13 protein-coding genes are annotated in these 17080 nt (G+C 45.7%); 1 reads left to right on the top strand and 12 read right to left on the bottom strand.

Annotated features, from left to right (window positions below; all coding sequences use genetic code 11):
* Positions 1-272: 272 nt before the first annotated feature.
* From NST38_RS13365 to NST38_RS13320, 10 genes are all read right to left on the bottom strand, one after another.
* Positions 273-2108, bottom strand: a complete 1836-nt coding sequence (locus NST38_RS13365) for a UbiD family decarboxylase (protein WP_341343985.1) — start codon at positions 2106-2108, stop codon at positions 273-275.
* Between the two features lie 217 nt (positions 2109-2325).
* On the bottom strand, positions 2326-3663 hold the full coding sequence (locus NST38_RS13360) for a sensor histidine kinase (protein WP_076318081.1): 1338 nt from the start codon (positions 3661-3663) through the stop codon (positions 2326-2328).
* Between the two features lie 2 nt (positions 3664-3665).
* Positions 3666-4334 carry a response regulator transcription factor gene (locus tag NST38_RS13355; protein WP_341343984.1) on the bottom strand — a complete coding sequence of 223 codons (669 nt, stop codon included), beginning with the start codon at positions 4332-4334 and terminating at the stop codon, positions 3666-3668.
* Positions 4335-4363: 29 nt separating this feature from the next.
* Positions 4364-6328 (bottom strand): ABC transporter ATP-binding protein/permease, encoded by a 1965-nt coding sequence (locus NST38_RS13350; RefSeq protein WP_341343983.1) that lies wholly within the window; start codon positions 6326-6328, stop codon positions 4364-4366.
* A gap of 385 nt (positions 6329-6713) precedes the next feature.
* On the bottom strand, positions 6714-8672 hold the full coding sequence (locus tag NST38_RS13345; protein WP_341343982.1) for an S-layer homology domain-containing protein: 1959 nt from the start codon (positions 8670-8672) through the stop codon (positions 6714-6716).
* A gap of 90 nt (positions 8673-8762) precedes the next feature.
* Entirely contained in the window at positions 8763-9809 is a 1047-nt protein-coding gene (locus tag NST38_RS13340; RefSeq protein ID WP_076318085.1) for a hypothetical protein, read from the bottom strand.
* A gap of 192 nt (positions 9810-10001) precedes the next feature.
* Complete coding sequence (locus NST38_RS13335) at positions 10002-11294, bottom strand: amidohydrolase (protein ID WP_076318086.1); 1293 nt, start codon at positions 11292-11294, stop codon at positions 10002-10004.
* 78 nt (positions 11295-11372) lie between these two features.
* Positions 11373-11666, bottom strand: coding sequence for a hypothetical protein (locus NST38_RS13330; protein ID WP_036608638.1), 294 nt, complete (start codon positions 11664-11666; stop codon positions 11373-11375).
* A 74-nt stretch (positions 11667-11740) separates the two neighbouring features.
* Entirely contained in the window at positions 11741-12820 is a 1080-nt protein-coding gene (locus tag NST38_RS13325) for a saccharopine dehydrogenase family protein (protein WP_341343981.1), read from the bottom strand.
* A 1-nt stretch (position 12821) separates the two neighbouring features.
* Positions 12822-13529, bottom strand: a complete 708-nt coding sequence (locus tag NST38_RS13320; RefSeq protein ID WP_341343980.1) for a class I SAM-dependent methyltransferase — start codon at positions 13527-13529, stop codon at positions 12822-12824.
* Between the two features lie 129 nt (positions 13530-13658).
* Between NST38_RS13320 and NST38_RS13315 the strand changes: the two genes are divergently transcribed.
* Positions 13659-14768, top strand: a complete 1110-nt coding sequence (locus NST38_RS13315) for a helix-turn-helix transcriptional regulator (protein WP_341343979.1) — start codon at positions 13659-13661, stop codon at positions 14766-14768.
* 242 nt (positions 14769-15010) lie between these two features.
* Here NST38_RS13315 and NST38_RS13310 read toward each other — a convergent pair whose 3' ends face one another.
* Both NST38_RS13310 and NST38_RS13305 read right to left on the bottom strand, forming a co-directional pair.
* A complete protein-coding gene (locus NST38_RS13310; protein WP_076249542.1) occupies positions 15011-16024 on the bottom strand; it encodes a FecCD family ABC transporter permease in 1014 nt (337 codons plus the stop codon).
* Positions 16021-17046, bottom strand: a complete 1026-nt coding sequence (locus NST38_RS13305; RefSeq protein ID WP_076249543.1) for a FecCD family ABC transporter permease — start codon at positions 17044-17046, stop codon at positions 16021-16023. Before NST38_RS13305 ends, NST38_RS13310 begins: the two co-directional genes overlap by 4 nt.
* Between the last annotated feature and the right edge of the window lie 34 nt (positions 17047-17080).

Raw genomic sequence — 17080 nt, 5'->3', positions numbered from 1 at the left:
CCCTGAACAATTCATTATAGTAACAGCACCCAACGGAACGGGGCCACAAAAATACCTATACTTCTTTATATCGTTATAATTCTTCATTTCATACATAGTTCAAACGACCTTAATCACAATGGTAAATACGAACGCCTAAGACTTTATCCTCACTCCAATATCCAAATTAGTCCCGGTTTTAAACTTTTACACACTTTTGTGCCTCATTGCCGTATCAGAGTAAGCCAAAGAAGTTCAAACGCTCCGTTTGAACTTCTTCAAGACATCTCAAATTAGATTTTGATCGAACCCAGACTAGCACCTTTAACAAAAAATCGTTCAATGCTCTTCTCGACCGAAGCATCGGGAATCAGTGGCGGTGCCTGATGGGGTTTGGTACGTGCATCAATAATCACCTGATCACAGCCCCAATGCTTGTGGTCATATCCGCTATTAACCCCGTACATGTCATGTGAAGGGTTGCTGCGAGTAAAGGTTGCCCATAAGAAGTTGCTGAGGTTAGCACTCAGGAACGAACTGTCGTCACATAGAATGATCATCGGACACGAGTCCAGACCTCCCTGTTCTTTCAATAGAGACGTGAATGCTTGCATCTCCTGTGCTGTATCCGCATAACTCGTAAAGGCCGATGTCTGGATCGAAACGATACCCGGCATGATGAGCTGTGGATTCTCATAACCACGAATGTTTTTCAAAGACTCTGGCACTTCCGAACACAGCTCCCGAATCTTGTCGCCATACGCTGCAAAAACGACCTTGCTGCCGCTGTTCAGTCCTGTACCCGAATAATCCAGTGTATCAATCGTTGTATGGGTATGGAAATGAATATCCCGTTGCATATCCATACGCTCCAAGATATAGGTCAGGAATTCAACTTCCTTGTGGGTATCCAGAGGTTGCTGATCCTCAGCAGTAATAAACAGGTACTTCGCAAGACTGAGCTGACCCGTACCCAAAATACGATTGGCAATCGTAAGCAACTCTGTCGGCTGCTTCACCGCCTGATACGGCGTGTAACGTTCACTGCCGATGGCAAACAGTAATGGATGGACCCCTGCCGCATCGACCGCATGCACTTCTTTGACACCTGGAATCTCCTGTTTGATCGCGTCTCCAGTAATCTCATGAATCAAATCACCAAACGCCGTATCCTCTTGCGGTGGACGACCAACAACTGTAAACGGCCAGATGGCATTAGGTTTGGCATAGACTTTATGCACACGCATTAGCGGGAATTCATGTGTCAGACTGTAATAACCCAGATGATCACCGAACGGCCCTTCGGGTTTTGTCTCACCTGGGTAGATATCACCCGTGATGACAAAATCAGCATCATTACTGATGCAATATCCGTCCTTGTAACTGTACCGGAAGCGACGTCCAGCGAGCAAACCGGCAAATGTCATCTCACTAAGTCCTTCAGGCAAAGGCATAACCGCTGAAAGTGTATGTGCAGGTGGACCCCCAATGAAAATACTCACTTTCAGTGGTTCTCCCTTTTTGACAGCTTTGGCTTGATGTATACCAATTCCGCGATGAATCTGATAGTGTAACCCTATTTCCTTGTTCATTTCAAAATCATTGCCATCCAGTTGAACCCGGTACATCCCCAAGTTCGAATTCATGATTCCTGGTTTGTCTGGATCTTCCGAATAAACCTGTGGTAACGTCACAAATGCCCCACCGTCCATAGGCCAGTGTTTGATGAGTGGCAGATCCGAGATTTGAATCTCTTGCGCGGACACCGGCAAGCTTATAGACTTCTGTTTTGGCAGCGCCTGCCACGCAGCAAGACCTGTTTGGACATGCTGAAATGGCGTCTTAAGCGCCTTCATGGGATCGTCACGAACTGCCATGACCCGTTGTACGCCTTCCAGCGTACCGCGGAACATGAACTTGCTTCGTTCCACCGTGCCGAACAGATTGGATACGGCCTGGAACTTTGAGCCTTTTACATTTTCAAATAACAAAGCAGGGCCTTTAGCCTCGTGCACTTTCATGTGGATCGCTGCCATCTCCAAATGAGGATCAACCTCTTCTTTGACCCGAATCAAATGACCGTGCTGCTCCAGATCGTTAATACAATCTTCCATGTTGCGATATTTCATTGGATGGCTCCATTCTCTGTATGATTAAATTAATTAAGTTCATAGATTCACACAATGTCTCTTCTATTTTATCAAATGATCCACTGCTAAACAAAACTATATGTGAAATTTTGTCGCAAATACAGATATCAAAAAAAGCAATCTGGCAACAATCTGAATCCTGAACACACAGGAACCGATTGTTACCAGATTGCTGCTCTCTATTTTCTGGCTTTCCTTAAGATGTAGGTGTAATGGTCGATCTGGGGATCGTGACAATAAACTGTGTACCTTTTCCCATTTCGCTCTCTACATCAATTGTACATTGATGCAATTTCAAGATTTTAATGACAATGGACAAACCCAATCCATTCCCTCGAAGCGAGCTGCTTCGCGCTTTGTCCACCATGTAGAATCGATCAAAGATATACGGGAGTGCTTCCTCAGGTATTCCTTGTCCAGAATCTCTAATCAATACCTTCACAAATGAAGATGACGTCTCAATTTCGACATGAATGGTACCTTGTGGACCGGTGTATTTGATCGCATTGTTTATTAAATTTTGCCAGACCTGATCAAACAAATCTTTGTCCACTGTGATCTCGCAGGGCAACAAATCCAATTCGATCTGTATGTCCTTCTGAGCCCACTGCGGCTCTGCCAGTAAGATCGCCCTTCTTAATTGTTCATCTACCTGGAATGTGGTGAAATGAACCGGATGATGCTCTGAATCCAGCGAGGCTAGCCGAAGCAGATTATCACTGAGCCTCGATAAGCGCAGCGTTTCTTCATAGATAATATCCAAATGCTCTTTCTGCTCTTCTAATGGAATAACACCATCTTGTAGTGCTCTGGTGAATCCTCTAATTGATGTGAGCGGAGATTGCATTTCATGAGAGACGTTGCTGACAAAGTCATCACGAACCGAATCGATTTTTTGCAACTCACTGGCCATATGATTAAAGCTCTCCATCAGTTCGCCAAACTCATCCTGATTATTATGTTTCAAGCGAACCGACAGGTCACCTGATGACATCTCCTTCGCTGCAACCGTTAATCTCTTAATCGGTTTCACAATGTACCCGGACATGAACAGGATTAATAAGCTGCCAATCACCAGAACTGTTAATAGTGAGGTTAAGAGCGTGTTTCGCAGTGTATGAAAAAGAGAGGAGAAATCGCTTTGAATTAGAAATGTGCCGATCCCCTCGTTTGTTCCAGGAACACCTATGGTCGCGATTCCATCTTTACTGGACAGAAAAATGGCATCCGTTGTACCCGTTTCAAATAACGAATGAACTTTGTCCTCTGGCAAGGAAGATAACACTTCACTTTGTTCATTCACGGGAGTGATATTTAAGCCGTAGCGAGCAAAGATACCTAAGCTTGATTGTACTTTTTCCGGATCATCGATCAGGTTAATCAGTGTAGCGAGATCTTGAGCAAAAGTAACCATAAACCGATTCGGTGTCTTTTCCTGGGACCCGTTATTTATCATAAAGGAGAGAATCAAACTCACCAGAACAATCCCGATAAACGTAGCTACGATGCGAAGTCGCAGGCTTTTCCTAAACATTTTCATGCCCGCTCCAGACGATATCCAAGTCCTCTTATCGTTGAGATCACTAGCTCAGGTACAGGTTCAAGCCGTTCCCTTAACCGTTTGATATGTACGTCAACTGTACGCTCATCTCCTTCGTAATCGATGCCCCATATGTCATCTATAAGCTGTGTACGTGTGAATATTTTCCCTGGCGAACTCGCCAGAGAAAATAACAATTCACATTCCTTCTTTTTCAATTCGATAGTTTGTCCATCCGAAACAACCATCAGATTGCCCAAATCAATCGTAACACCGCTGATCTGAATCATGTTTGATGAACTTTTGTTATATCTTTTCAGTAACGATTTCACACGCAAGATTAACTCCACAGGATCAAACGGTTTAACCAGGTAATCGTCTGACCCGGCATTAAATCCTCTGACTTTGTCCTTGGATTCTCCCTTGGCAGTCACCATCAGGATGGGAATATCCAGATAAGACCGGATATCTTCCGTCAGTTCAATACCGTCTATTCGCGGCATCATCACATCCACAATCGCCAGATCAACTTTCGTATGCGAGAGGATATCTAACGCCTCTTGACCGTCTGGCGCTTCCAGCACGGAGAATTGATTCTTTTCAAGATAGATTCGGATTAATTTGCGGATATGGGAATCATCGTCCACCACCAGAATTGTGTTCATGTAGCCATTATCCTTTCCAAAATTGATATTTATTCGTATCGTAAGGATTCCATCGGGTCCAGCTTCGCCGCTTTTGATGATGGCATCAAACCGGCAACAATACTAATCGCTGTACTTACCACGATACCAAACAAGATATAATATCCCGAGAGATTAATGAGTTTGGCTCCAAACGCATTGTCCAAAAGAATGTTTAATACATAACTAATGATCACTGCAAAGATTACCGCAATAATACCACTAAATACGCCTAATAAGGCAGATTCGGAGAAGAATATTCGCTTTATATCTTTCTTTCTTGCTCCAATCGCTCGGAGAATTCCGATCTCCTTTGTCCGCTCCACGACACTAATATAGAGTACTACCAGTATCATAATACCGGATACGATCAACGAAATGCCTGCAATACCCGCGAGTACAATGGAAGCCATACTTACATATGTGGTGATATTCTCCATGACCTTAGCCATTTGGGAGCCTGCGAAGCCAGCATCCACTGCAGCTTCATTGATATCATTTACATATTTCATATCGGTTGCATAGGCGTTAACTTGAATTGGCCCAATTGTTATTCCTTCGTCCGCATACATTTGCTCCAGCGTTTCTGATGAAATGTATCCCGGCGATTGTTGCATTGGAGATTGCCGATCTGCGGCTTCATAGATCCCTGAGATGGTTACTTCTTTCTCCAAAGTCACTGGTTTATTATTACTATCCATCTCATTGATATATAAAAACACGGACTTGCCGATCATGGTTTCAGCTTGATCATTTCCGCTTAATTGTTTCGCTGTATCGAGAGGTAACAGCATCTGATTTTCTACCGGCAGAACACCAGTTGTCATCAATGCTGGATCAAAAGCATCCGTTAACGTTGTTAACTGTGTGAGTCCTACACTTTGTTTTTCATTCACCATAGTGGATTTGCCTGTAATGGTCGTAATTGTCTCTACATGATCCACATTAGGAAAATTGCGAATCGTCTCTACATCAGCTTTGGTGAACGGTTCACCTGGTGCCATCAAGGCCTCGGGACCTTGCATGTCCTTGGCTTCTTCACTCGGCTTTGTTATATCCACGAGCAAAGGGTCCATACTTGAATTGATTTCGTCATTCATATACGTCGTTATTCCATTCCCCAAGGAGAGCATCAGGAGTACACTTAATATACCTATAGATCCACCCAAAGCGACCAGAACATTACGTTTGCCGTTGAGTTTCATATTTTTAAGTGCCATCTTGAATGAAGCAAGCAAGCTCAGGCTCCGGGAAGAATCCTGACCACTCTCGTAAGCAGCCGTAGAAGGATCTTTCAGGTGAATATCATCACTAATACGCCCCTCTTCAACCTTCACAATCCGTGTACCGGAGTCAGCGACTTTCTGCGAGTGAGTTACGGCAATCACCAGCATTCCCTTTTTGGCTATACTGTCGAGCAGAGCGAGGATTTGATCTCCGTTTTCCCTATCCAGAGCACCCGTCGGTTCATCAGCCAAAATAATATCGGGATTGTTGGACAAAGCCCGTGCGATGGAAACCCGTTGCTTCTGACCACCAGATAACTGGTTAGGACGTTTGTTCAGATGATCCTTCAGCCCAACCTCTGTTAATATATCAACGGCACGTTGGTTCCGCTCCTTCTCATTGGTATCCGTCATTTGCATCGCAATCGTCACATTTTCGAGGACAGACAGATGCGGGATCAGATTGAAATTTTGAAAGACAAAGCCGATATTATTCTTCCGATAATCATCCATTTCTTTCTCTGTCATGGCACTTAAGTTCTTGCCTCGAACAACGACGTCCCCTTCATAGTCGGAGTCCATGCCACCAATGATATTCATCAGTGTCGACTTACCGCAGCCAGATTCGCCAAGGATGGAGACAAATTCCCCTGTCTCAAAGCTCAAGTTCAAACCGTGGAGTACCGGTACTCTTTCTTTTCCATATAAGGTGTATGATTTCTTCACATTTTTAACTTCTAGTATTTTCATATGGATCTCTTCCTCTCCTGATCATGCACAATATCTATCTATTTGATGTTCATATCGTAACAAATCAGTATGAACTGATAATGAACTGGATCATTGCACCTATAAGAGGTTGTTCAAAAGAACTATATACAAAAAAACCGAATCCTTAGATATAAGGACTCGGGTTATCTTATTTCGTTATTGCATTTGATAATATAAGTTAAACTAATCATTTACACGATAACGGAGAAGACAGAAAAAACCTGAAAAAGCGAAGCGTTCGCCTTTATCCCCGGATTTTCACCTTTGGAAAAGGGATTCAAAAAATCTGGGGATAACAGCGATTGGAAGGTTATTCTGTCGTCGTAGTATCAGTGTAAATAATCTTTAGTTCAACTTATAAAGTTTAGATTAATCCCGCTTTTGCAAGTAACCTTTTCACAATCGCGGCTGACTGTGCACGACTAATGTCTGCATCTGACATCAGTTTACCATCAGCACCTTGTACCAGCTCTTGTTTAATCGCCGATGCAACTGGCTCTGCTGCCCAAGCCTGTACTTTAGCGCTATCGCTGTATGTGCTCAGCAGACTTGTTGTCTCCGACGCGTCGGCCTGTGCCAGACCGACCAGTTTCATCGCACGTGACACAATAGTCAGCGCTTCAGCACGAGAAATTTCGTTGTTCGGACGGAAGCTATCGTCAGCATAACCTGAGATCAGGCCGTAGGACACAGCCGTCTGAACCTCATCCTCATACCAGCTGCCAGTATTCACATCCGTGAACGATGCCGCTTCTGTACTGCGCGGGGAGTGCAGACCCAAACCTCTTAACAGAACAGCCGTAAACTCTGCCCGCGTAATACTCCGGTCTGGCGCAAATACGTTCTCACCAGTACCTTGTACGATCAGACGGGATGCCAGATCCTGTACGTCAACACGACTCCAGTGACTTGATACATCGCTGAATGTTGCCGGATGATAGATCAGAGCGTAAGTGCTGTTCGTCAAGCTGTTAATAATAGCAGAATCTTGTCCATTACCTTTGATAACCTTGGTCGGTACATGCAGAAGGCTGCCATCCGGCTGAAGCACAACTCCTGTCGTGATCTTTGAACCATCGACACCTTCTGGCAAAGTAATGGAGCGCTCTACATAAGAGTTGAAACGATCTACATTAACTTGCTGTCCATTCCAGATCGCTTTTACTTCAAAATCAATCGGAGCTGCGATCACCGTTGTGTTCTCCAGCTTATCCGCTGCAGCCTGAATTGCTGTTTGTTTAGATGTGGCACTAGGCACAATAGCGATTTGGATTGTGATATCTTCCAATGGAACCGTGCTTCCGAATTGGTTCAGAATCTGATCCACCTGAATCTGGTTAGCTGGAAGTGTGTACGTACCGCTATCAGTCTGAATGACAACTTCGGCATTACTTCCTTCCATTGTTTTGACCAACTTGCCGTTCAGTTCACCAACGACCGCACCCTTGCCAGTACCTGTAATAGGCAGCAGAAGCGTTTTTAGTCCACTTCCAATCTGATTGATGACTTTTTCATTATCCACATGAACCGTGGTGGTAACCTGATTGTTTACCGTTGATGTGGTGGCCGTTGCAGATTGTTCCTGTTTCTGACCGTTCACATAGATGTCTACACCTTTGGTTACCGCCGGAGTCGATGGAACTGGGGTAATCACGGGTGAAGTTGGCGATACACTTCCTCCTCCTCCTCCTCCACCCGAAGAGTTACCAGGATTCGGTGTAGGTGTCGAACCAGAATTGTCGCCACCTGAGTTTGCTGCTGTAATTGTGATTGTTCCACCGGACAATTCAGTGTAACTCTGATATTCTACATTGGTAAAATGCCAATGTTCTGAATCAGTTTGATCTACGGATAGCTGTTTCGTTCCAGGCGTCGCATTGCTTTTGGCTTTGATCTCCATATCAAATAATTGGGTTTCATCTACAATTGAATGGTCACCCCCAGTAAAATCAACCCAGATGATCCGTACCCAGCCTTCCGCATTATTAATTTGGTACTGGAAGTCTGCTACACCATCTTCATTTGGGGATGTGCTGATGACGTTGACAGATTTAGGCGTGATCCGAACAATTTCCAGTGCAGACGTATCATAATCAATCTGCATATTATAAGCTTTCACCCCGAAATGGGATTTTTTCAATGCAACAGGAACATGAACCGTCTGCCCTGCCTGTACACTAACATTTGCAAACTGCACCTGTGATGGTTCCGCTGGCTCTGCTCCTGCTACACTCGGGAATACGAGTGACGAGAGTAGCGTCAGTGCAATGAGACCTGACATTGTTCTTCTGATTCTTGGACGTTTCTTTTTCGGTTGAAACATGTATTAGCCTCCATGTGTGTATCAATTGGTAGAATGTATGGTAACGATAGAAAAAATATTGTTATTCGTTATCTGAATTAAAAATATGAATTAATCAGGGCGTTGTATTTTTTCTTTTCCAACAATGTATACTCGTCTAGGCTCCGTATTCGTATCCGAAGTGGAATGAGTAGTCACTTCGAGCACAAGATAATGATCCTCGTCCTCAGATGTAACGGTATGCTGTTCTCGTGTCTCCCCTTCTATTGGAACCATATCTTCTCCTGAAGCTTCTGTTGCGCGGTACCACTGATAAGAAGGAGTATTAATGTAATCCCCATCAACATCCATTAAATCATAATCAGTGGCAATTGCGTTCTCCATGTAATCCTTCAATTGACCATTCAACACATAAGGCGCATCGTCCACTTGTTGGAAGGTCAACACATAGTCATTGTTTTTCGCGCCAAGTGTTTTGTTGGCATATCCGTTTAACAACGCATTCATATCCCCCAAAGAGGGTTCCGCATTACGATCCACGTCCATTCGGTTCATCTCTACGTAGGTAAAGCCGCGGCGACTTAGCATGTTACGAAGATATTCCAAAAGGTCTGCTGCATCCGCAGAATTCACTTTTCCGTCTGCATTTACATCCCCTTTTTTACTAATGTGAAGTTCAAAGTTATCCGTAACCGTTTCTGGTACATCAGATACTGTATATTTAGCTTTCAATTCGATATTGATTTTGCCGCTCTTGTAAGGAATAACCACCAATGTACTTGTAGGTGTTGGCATATTTTCATCTTGTCTTGTTTCTACATACACCTCAGCTATACTGCTATCACCTGAACTGGCTGTGAGCATATTAAACTCATCGGATCGAAAATGTGTACTTAAATTGATTCTAACTATATTGTTCGTTACCTCGATGGGTACACCGGACACAAAAGAAGGATCGTTTTGTTCTGATGAATAATTTAACCAATGGATACCATCGTTAAGAACAGGTCGTGAAATGTTTATTACCGGACCAATTGCTCCTGCGTTAGCTTGGGAAAGCGTTCCACCTATAGGCAATGCAATGCCCAACCCGAGTGCAGTCAACATGCTTTTTTTCAATATCGGCTTAAGCCGTTTTTTGTTTTGTTTCCCCTTCAATTCATGTTCCTCCTCGTGTACATTTCAAATTTGAACAACTACATGCTCAGTATAACGAGTCATTCTGAACCGATTCTGAACAGGACCATGGAACTATTTCCAGTTGTAATTCGACAAAAAACGCCATGGAGTATGCCTCCATAGCGTTTTGAACACAAATCATTTTCCAGTTCGGATCATATTCACCTAAAATTAAATTCCCTCAACAATCCGTTTGGCTCTAACCTTCACCTCACGGTAAAGTTCATCCTCATCGATCGTGAGCAGCTTTCTGCCTCTCATGAGGATCTGACCATTCACAATCGTGGTGTCCACGTCCGCCCCATTTACGCTGTAAGCCAGTAACGATTCTACCTCATGTACCGGTTGAAGATGTGGTTTCGCCAGATCGATCAGGATCAGATCAGCTTTGCACCCCACCTCAAGCATCCCCACTTCATCCTGTAGACCAAGTAGACTAGCACTTCCGCGTGTAGCCATGCTTAGTACGTCCTTGGCTGGCAAGCGAGTTGGGTCGCCATAATCCAGCTTTTGCAGCCAGGTCGCGGCTTTGATCTCCTCGAACATATCCACGGTTGTGGCACTTCCCGCTCCATCCGTTCCGATTCCAACGTTAATTCCCTGAGCCAACATCTCGGTAATTGGAGCAATTCCACAGCCCAGCTTCAGATTGCTGACTGGATTGTGTGCTACACCGCCGCGCATGCCCTTCAATCTGCCGATGTCCCTGCGATTGAGGTGTACACCATGCGCAAGCAACACATGTGCCTGTTCGAACATACCCGCCTCTTCCAAATACTCCGTCGGAGTCAAGCCATAGCGCTCACGAATCTTCACAACTTCTTCCTTTGTCTCAGCCAGATGAATATGTAGCGGGATATCCTCCTTGACAGCCAGAGCAATGACTTCACGTAGTGGCTCCATGGGACAAGTGTAGGGTGAGTGGGGTCCATACATGGTTGTAATCCGCCCATCGGCCGCTCCAGACCAGCGTTGCACAAGATCGATCGCTTCCTGCAACCTGCGTCCCCCATCATCCTCCATGAATACCATCCCACGTGTAAGCGATGCCCGCATACCCGTTTGCTTAACCGCTTCTGCAATCTCATTCATATGAATGTACATATCCGCAAACGCAGTGGTACCCGAACGGATCATCTCGGCGATGGATAACTTGGCACCCCAATAGATGTCTTCCGGGTTCATCCGTGCTTCAGCAGGCAGCATTTTGCGTTCGAGCCAGTCCATCAGCTTCAGATCATCCGAGAATCCCCGGAGCAGACTCATCGGTGTATGTTGGTGGGCATTAATCAGTCCTGGCATGGCAACCTTATTGCGTCCATCGATAATCTCATCTTGGGGGTGAGGCACAATGTGATCAGCAATATGAGTAATGCGATCACCCTCAACACGAATATCCCCCGTAAAGGGGGCATCGGCATCTTTCATCGTTAGGATCGTAGCTTGCTGAATCAGTATACTCATTACATTCACGGCTCCTCTGAATTGGTTATGGTTCTTGCCATATCCGAGGGTAAGCCTTCACGTAACGGCAAGGTCAAGTCATTTTAATTTTTGGATCGTCATCTTTCTGAAATGTTGTATAAACGGTTTCGGGTCGATTTCGACCATATATGGATATACTCCTGTGCTTGTGTGCAAATAGAAAAATCCACCTTCATCACCCATACGGCGAAATGACATATCAAACACTTCCGTGATGTTGAACTCGCGGTATTTGGTCACGATTTTATCTGAATACAGAATCATGGAGCGGGCATTCATCTCAATCTCTTGGGCGAGACCCGTCACTTCTCTCTGTACTTTGTAATAAGGTAATACAGCAACGCAGTTCATGATCTCCCTCCATTCATGCCATGATTATTGTTCCATCATAGCAGATCGGAGGTTCTCAGCAAAAGAACATGAAACTAGGTGATCTTGGTCGTCACCTTTAGTGGCGTATGAAGTGCATCCTGAATGTCTTGCAAAGAGAGACACTGTTCAATATGAAACACACCATGTGGCAACTCTGTTTTATACACACGTTCTGCCACGGCTGCAGCTACAGCTGCTGTTGCATCGGCTTCCTTTGCACCGACCAGTAGTTGTTCGACGCGGATTTGCTCACCATTTTCCCATCCTACGGCATCGACCTTGACTGCATACATCGGTTCTCCCCCAGGAATAAGGCCAAATGCCTTAACCGTTCCATTCCGAATAGACGGGATACGCAGTAACGAAAACAACCCTGCACGTTTGGAGATTGCCATAGATCTTGTGATCCAGCGGGAGTCCAGACAGAGTCTGGTAGATACGGTTGGAATACGTAACGTCCGAGCAACCACATGCTGATCCGAAAAGTTAAATCGATAGGCCTTCCGCTGCCCAAGTTTTGCTCCAAAATCAATCCTTTTGCCATCTCCGAAACTTTGTACCTCAGCAGGCTTGCCCTTTTGCATCACTTGGTAAGTGGCATTCATCTGATCAACGGTCCACTCCACGGCAGCTTTTCCGTGCTTCTCTCCAAGTCCCAGCATGACGGTAATGTCTGCTTCCTCCACCTGATCCATATGCATGGTCGCTTCGCGCACAAGCAAATTAGTCACTCCAGGTGATAATCCAACGCTGAGGATCGCGGTCGATTTGGAACGTTGCATTTTGGTGTGCAGCTGTTCAACCTGAGCGAGAAAATCATATTTTGCAGAAATATCAATATAATCGGTTCCGGCTTTTGCGCAGGCTTCAACAAACCGGGTATCGCTCTGGTCCACACACATGATGACCAGCTTCACAGGCCGTAACATGGAAGGCTCCACAGGTTTTGTTACATCCAGTTGAAGCGGTAGCACAGCACCACCTGTAGACCTGCTGAACTCTTCCGCACGGTTCATGCGTGTACCCGCAGCCCATACTTTACCCGGGAACAATTTCCCCAGTTGAGTACATATCATCTGCCCCACTTGACCATAACCACCAACCACCCAGATCTGATCTTTCATAGGCTTCATGCTAGTTTCGAATTGCATAATACCCCTCCACCCAGAACGCCCCGAAGTAACGTGTAATATGTGAGAAACCGCATTCGGTCAGTAGCTGAGTCATCTCTTCAGAGGATATTGGATCGGATTCACGGCCCAGGGAAGCAGCAAAGCGCTCCCACTCTTCTGGAAGGACGCCCACACTCAACATGTGATCCTTCCAAGCTTGCATCATGATTGGATGTGCAGGTGAACGAAGATCGGCATTTACAGCCGCAATGATCAGTGGTGCACCCGGTTTAAGTCTCGCTGCGAGGCTGGTCAGAAACGTTCTTTTGGCCCCCATCCCCTGAAGGAATTGTAACATGAGCATGCTTGTCGCCCCATCATATACAATATCCTCCGGCAATTCTTCAACCGTGACAGATTGCAACTTCACTCTGGAACCGATGCCTGCTTCCGCGACTCGTTTCTCAGCAAGTTGCAGCATCGGCTGTGAAGGATCTACTCCAGTCAATGTCCAACCGGCATGACGTGATCCGAGCAGAGCAATCTCTTTTCCCCCTCCTGCTCCGGCAACAAGGATATGAATATCGTTGTTATTTGCAAAAGATGCTGAAAGCAGCCGTTCCATTAGATCATGCATATGAGAATAACCCGGAATTTTCAGGGCTATCGATTGTTCGTAACGATGAACATCTGCTGTTTCCCAGCTCATTGGTGATGGATTGTGATTCATAGACACCGCACTCCTCTTGAATTGAAGTTAGACTTGACTCGTTGTTCGTCTAATTTCATTATAGAAGGATACGGCGAGCCTACAATCCCAGAACATTGGGATATGCGCACAGAGAGAGGAGTAATCTTGTTGACATCACGTATTGATCGGAACCACAGACTTATCACTTCTCTTGAAAAAGGAACCTGGACCTCACATACCTATCGGGAAGCTGTTCTCAAGCAGATCCATACTGTTATACCTTACGATGCATACTGTTTCACTACCGTTGATCCTATGACTCTTCTCTCCACAGGAGCCGTGACAGAAGATGGCATTGAGGCCATTCATGATCGGTTATTCATCAATGAATACATGGAAGAAGATATACATAAATACGCTGAATTAATTCGCAGCGGTGAGCATACAGCTACACTTCATACGTCCATGAACTCACAGCTTGAACAAAGCCCACGTTATATCAACATTCTTCAGCCAGCGGGGTTTGGTGATGAACTACGTGCTGTATTGGTCAGTGGAGACGCTTGCTGGGGATATCTGACCCTATATCGTAAGACAGAAAGTGCTGTCTTTACAGAAGAGGAGCGGATGATGATTCAGTCCTGGACCGCTTCTATTGCATCGATGCTGCGGTCCACGAGCCTGACACTGATCGATGAGATCACGAGTGAAAGTCCCGAGGAACCCGGAATTTTGATCACCTCAGACACGTTCCAGCTCTTATCCCTGAACGCCTCCGCTCAATATTGGCTGTCCCAATTACGTATGCTGGAACATGTAGGGCCGGATGTGTTGCCCCGTCCGGTACGTGCAGTGAGTTCCCACTTGCAGCGCAAGAATCGGGCAGAACTGGTCGTGGGTACTCAGATTGCAACCGACCCACCCTCCAAAGTTTGTATCCAACTTCCGGATGGGCGTTACCTCATACTTCATGCCAGTCTCATGCAACAGCTTACAGGGCCGGATCAGATTGCTATCCGTTTGGAGCAGGCGATGCCACAGGATTTACTGCCCTTGCTCGCTGAAAGCCATGGATTATCCAGTCGAGAGCGGGAACTTCTCGGATATGTGCTCCGCAGTTATTCGTCCAAGGAAATTGCTGCTGCGATGCATATTTCTGTCTACACCGTTCAGGATCATTTGAAATCCATTTTCGCCAAAACCAAGGTATCCTCCCGTCGCGAGCTCATCTGGTATTTCGTTTCCCGTTTCCAGCTATCGGATGAGCCTGCCATATAAATCCTGATGTAATTTTCCAGTAATCCACTTGACTATCAAATAATTAGAAAAAATCAAAAGATGCCAATACGATATCTTCGTAATGGCATCTTTTTCTATATGCTATTAATTAAGAAGCATAGCGGTAACACAGGGTAACTTCGTTGTTTGAACTTTTGTTATCTTGCACTCTGCTTAAAATGCAACGCGCAGTCCTGCGAAGCCGTTTTCCACAAAAAAATTCAGACCATATCATTTATGTGTTATTTGGATTTTGCTAGTAAATAAAGAAAATATGGAACACTAATGACTGTAATTACGATTCCTGTCGGCACATCTCCTACGAGGCTAACCGTGCGCGTAATCGTGTCAGCCAACACCACGACTAGTCCCCCGGCTAAGCTGGCAGCCGGAATGAGCAATTTGTGATCGGGACCGACCAGTTTTCTGGCCATATGCGGAGCGATCAATCCAACGAAAAAGAAGCTTCCTCCCACAGCTACACTGCCAGAGGATAAAGCAACAGCAGCGATTGACAACCCCAAGAACTGTCGCTTCACGGAAACACCAAGCCCCTGTGCTGTCTGATTGCCCAAATGGAGGGCATTCAGTATGCGAGCCTTGTAAAAAATATAGCCGAGTAAGATCAAGACCCATGGTGTCAGTATGGAAATATAACCCCAATCATCGCCCCATAGGCTCCCCGCCAGCCAATACAACATGAAGTTCATCTGCGAATCATCCAGCTTGAGTGTCAAGAAGGTTGTCAGCGCCCCGTACCCGCTTCCTAGCGCTACCCCGGTCAAGATCAAACCGATTGGTGAGATGTCTCGTCCGCGGCGATACGATAATAAGAAGATCAACCCCGCTGCCAATAGTCCGCCAACAAAAGCCAACAGAGGCAGAGCAATAAAGGAACTCTTGCCTGTGGATGCAATGAATACAACAAAGAACAGGACAAACAAACCCGATCCCGAACTAATTCCCAGAGTTCCCGGACTAGCCATGTCATTACGCAGCAAACTCTGCATCACGACCCCGGCCGCTCCCATTCCCAGACCTACCAAAATCGAAAGGACAATTCGAGGCAAACGAAAATCAAACACAATCAGATTTTGCTTATCGGTACCGTTTCCCACGAGAACGTTCAGCACTTCTAGCGGTGAAAGATTCATCTTGCCAGAATTCATGCTAATGATCGCAAACACAAGGATGAGCACCATAAGCACTACATTGATGATAATGCCTCGTTTCATCGTATAACGCCGCTTGATCATTCATATTCCCTCCTTTGTCTTCGAGCCAAGAAGAGAAAATACGGCACACCAATGATAGAAAATATAATGGCAATCGGTGTTTCGAACGGTTTATTGATCAAACGTCCAGCCAAATCGGCCGATACGGTCAGCAACGCACCATATAAAGCCGCTGCCGGAATAATGTATCGATAGTCGACACCTACCATATATCGCACAATATGCGGGGTAATCAGACCCACAAAACCAACCGGGCCAACCACAACAACAGCCAATCCAGTCAGCACAAGTACAATAATTGTCGACAAAATCTTGACCAGTCCGCTACGAATGCCGAGTCCACTTGCCACATCATCTCCCAAACTGAGCAATGTAACGGAAGGGGACAGCGCCAGTGCCAGCAGTATACCACCAACAAAGAGCGGTGAGATAATCAGCAATTCTCCCCATTTGACCCCCGCTGTACTACCTGCTGTCCAGAATGTCAATGCTCGGCCCAGGTTATAATTGATCGCCAAGTACTGACTGAGTGCGCCAAACAACATTGAAATAGACAGACCTGCCAGTACAAGTCGCTGAGGCGTCATTCCGCGATTGCCCAATGACGCGGTAAAGTAAGTCATACCGGTGGCGATCGCTGCTCCCAGACAAGCGAACATCATCATCTGCCAATACGAATAACCCGGCAGAAAGGCCAGGCATAGTGCAATTGCAAATGCTGCGCCAGAGCTAATCCCCATCAGCCCGGAGTCGGCCAGCGGATTACGCGTTGTCCCCTGCATGATAGCGCCACATACCGCAAGGCTGCACCCAACGATCAGATCAGCTACAGTACGCGGAAGACGCATGGTTTGAATAATTTGATGTTCAGTGAGCATTGGATCAAATCGGAAAATAGCCTCCCATACCGTTGCTAACCTCATATCAGCAGCACCAAACATAATTGATGCCGCCGACATGAGAACCGTTAATCCAAGCCCTACTACCATGTACATGGTGAAGTTCATCGCCCCACGGCGTTTTTGTTCAGGCTTGCTTTTCATCTCGTTTCCCTTTCATCACCTATTGACAATCCAA

It is taken from the genome of Paenibacillus sp. FSL H8-0104, from assembly GCF_038050215.1.
Classification (GTDB): Bacteria; Bacillota; Bacilli; order Paenibacillales; family Paenibacillaceae; genus Paenibacillus; species Paenibacillus amylolyticus.
The sequence above is the reverse complement of the archived record's forward strand: the minus strand, read 5'-3'. Positions and strand labels throughout refer to the sequence as shown.

Coding starts and splice junctions, on each gene's coding strand:
- NST38_RS13320 (WP_341343980.1), bottom strand. CDS start 13,529: ATGAATCACAATCCATCACCAATGAGCTGGGAAACAGCAGATGTTCAT.
- NST38_RS13355 (WP_341343984.1), bottom strand. CDS start 4,334: ATGAACACAATTCTGGTGGTGGACGATGATTCCCATATCCGCAAATTA.
- NST38_RS13310 (WP_076249542.1), bottom strand. CDS start 16,024: ATGATCAAGCGGCGTTATACGATGAAACGAGGCATTATCATCAATGTA.
- NST38_RS13305 (WP_076249543.1), bottom strand. CDS start 17,046: ATGAAAAGCAAGCCTGAACAAAAACGCCGTGGGGCGATGAACTTCACC.
- NST38_RS13350 (WP_341343983.1), bottom strand. CDS start 6,328: ATGAAAATACTAGAAGTTAAAAATGTGAAGAAATCATACACCTTATAT.
- NST38_RS13365 (WP_341343985.1), bottom strand. CDS start 2,108: ATGAAATATCGCAACATGGAAGATTGTATTAACGATCTGGAGCAGCAC.
- NST38_RS13325 (WP_341343981.1), bottom strand. CDS start 12,820: ATGAAGCCTATGAAAGATCAGATCTGGGTGGTTGGTGGTTATGGTCAA.
- NST38_RS13345 (WP_341343982.1), bottom strand. CDS start 8,672: ATGTTTCAACCGAAAAAGAAACGTCCAAGAATCAGAAGAACAATGTCA.
- NST38_RS13360 (WP_076318081.1), bottom strand. CDS start 3,663: ATGTTTAGGAAAAGCCTGCGACTTCGCATCGTAGCTACGTTTATCGGG.
- NST38_RS13330 (WP_036608638.1), bottom strand. CDS start 11,666: ATGAACTGCGTTGCTGTATTACCTTATTACAAAGTACAGAGAGAAGTG.
- NST38_RS13335 (WP_076318086.1), bottom strand. CDS start 11,294: ATGAGTATACTGATTCAGCAAGCTACGATCCTAACGATGAAAGATGCC.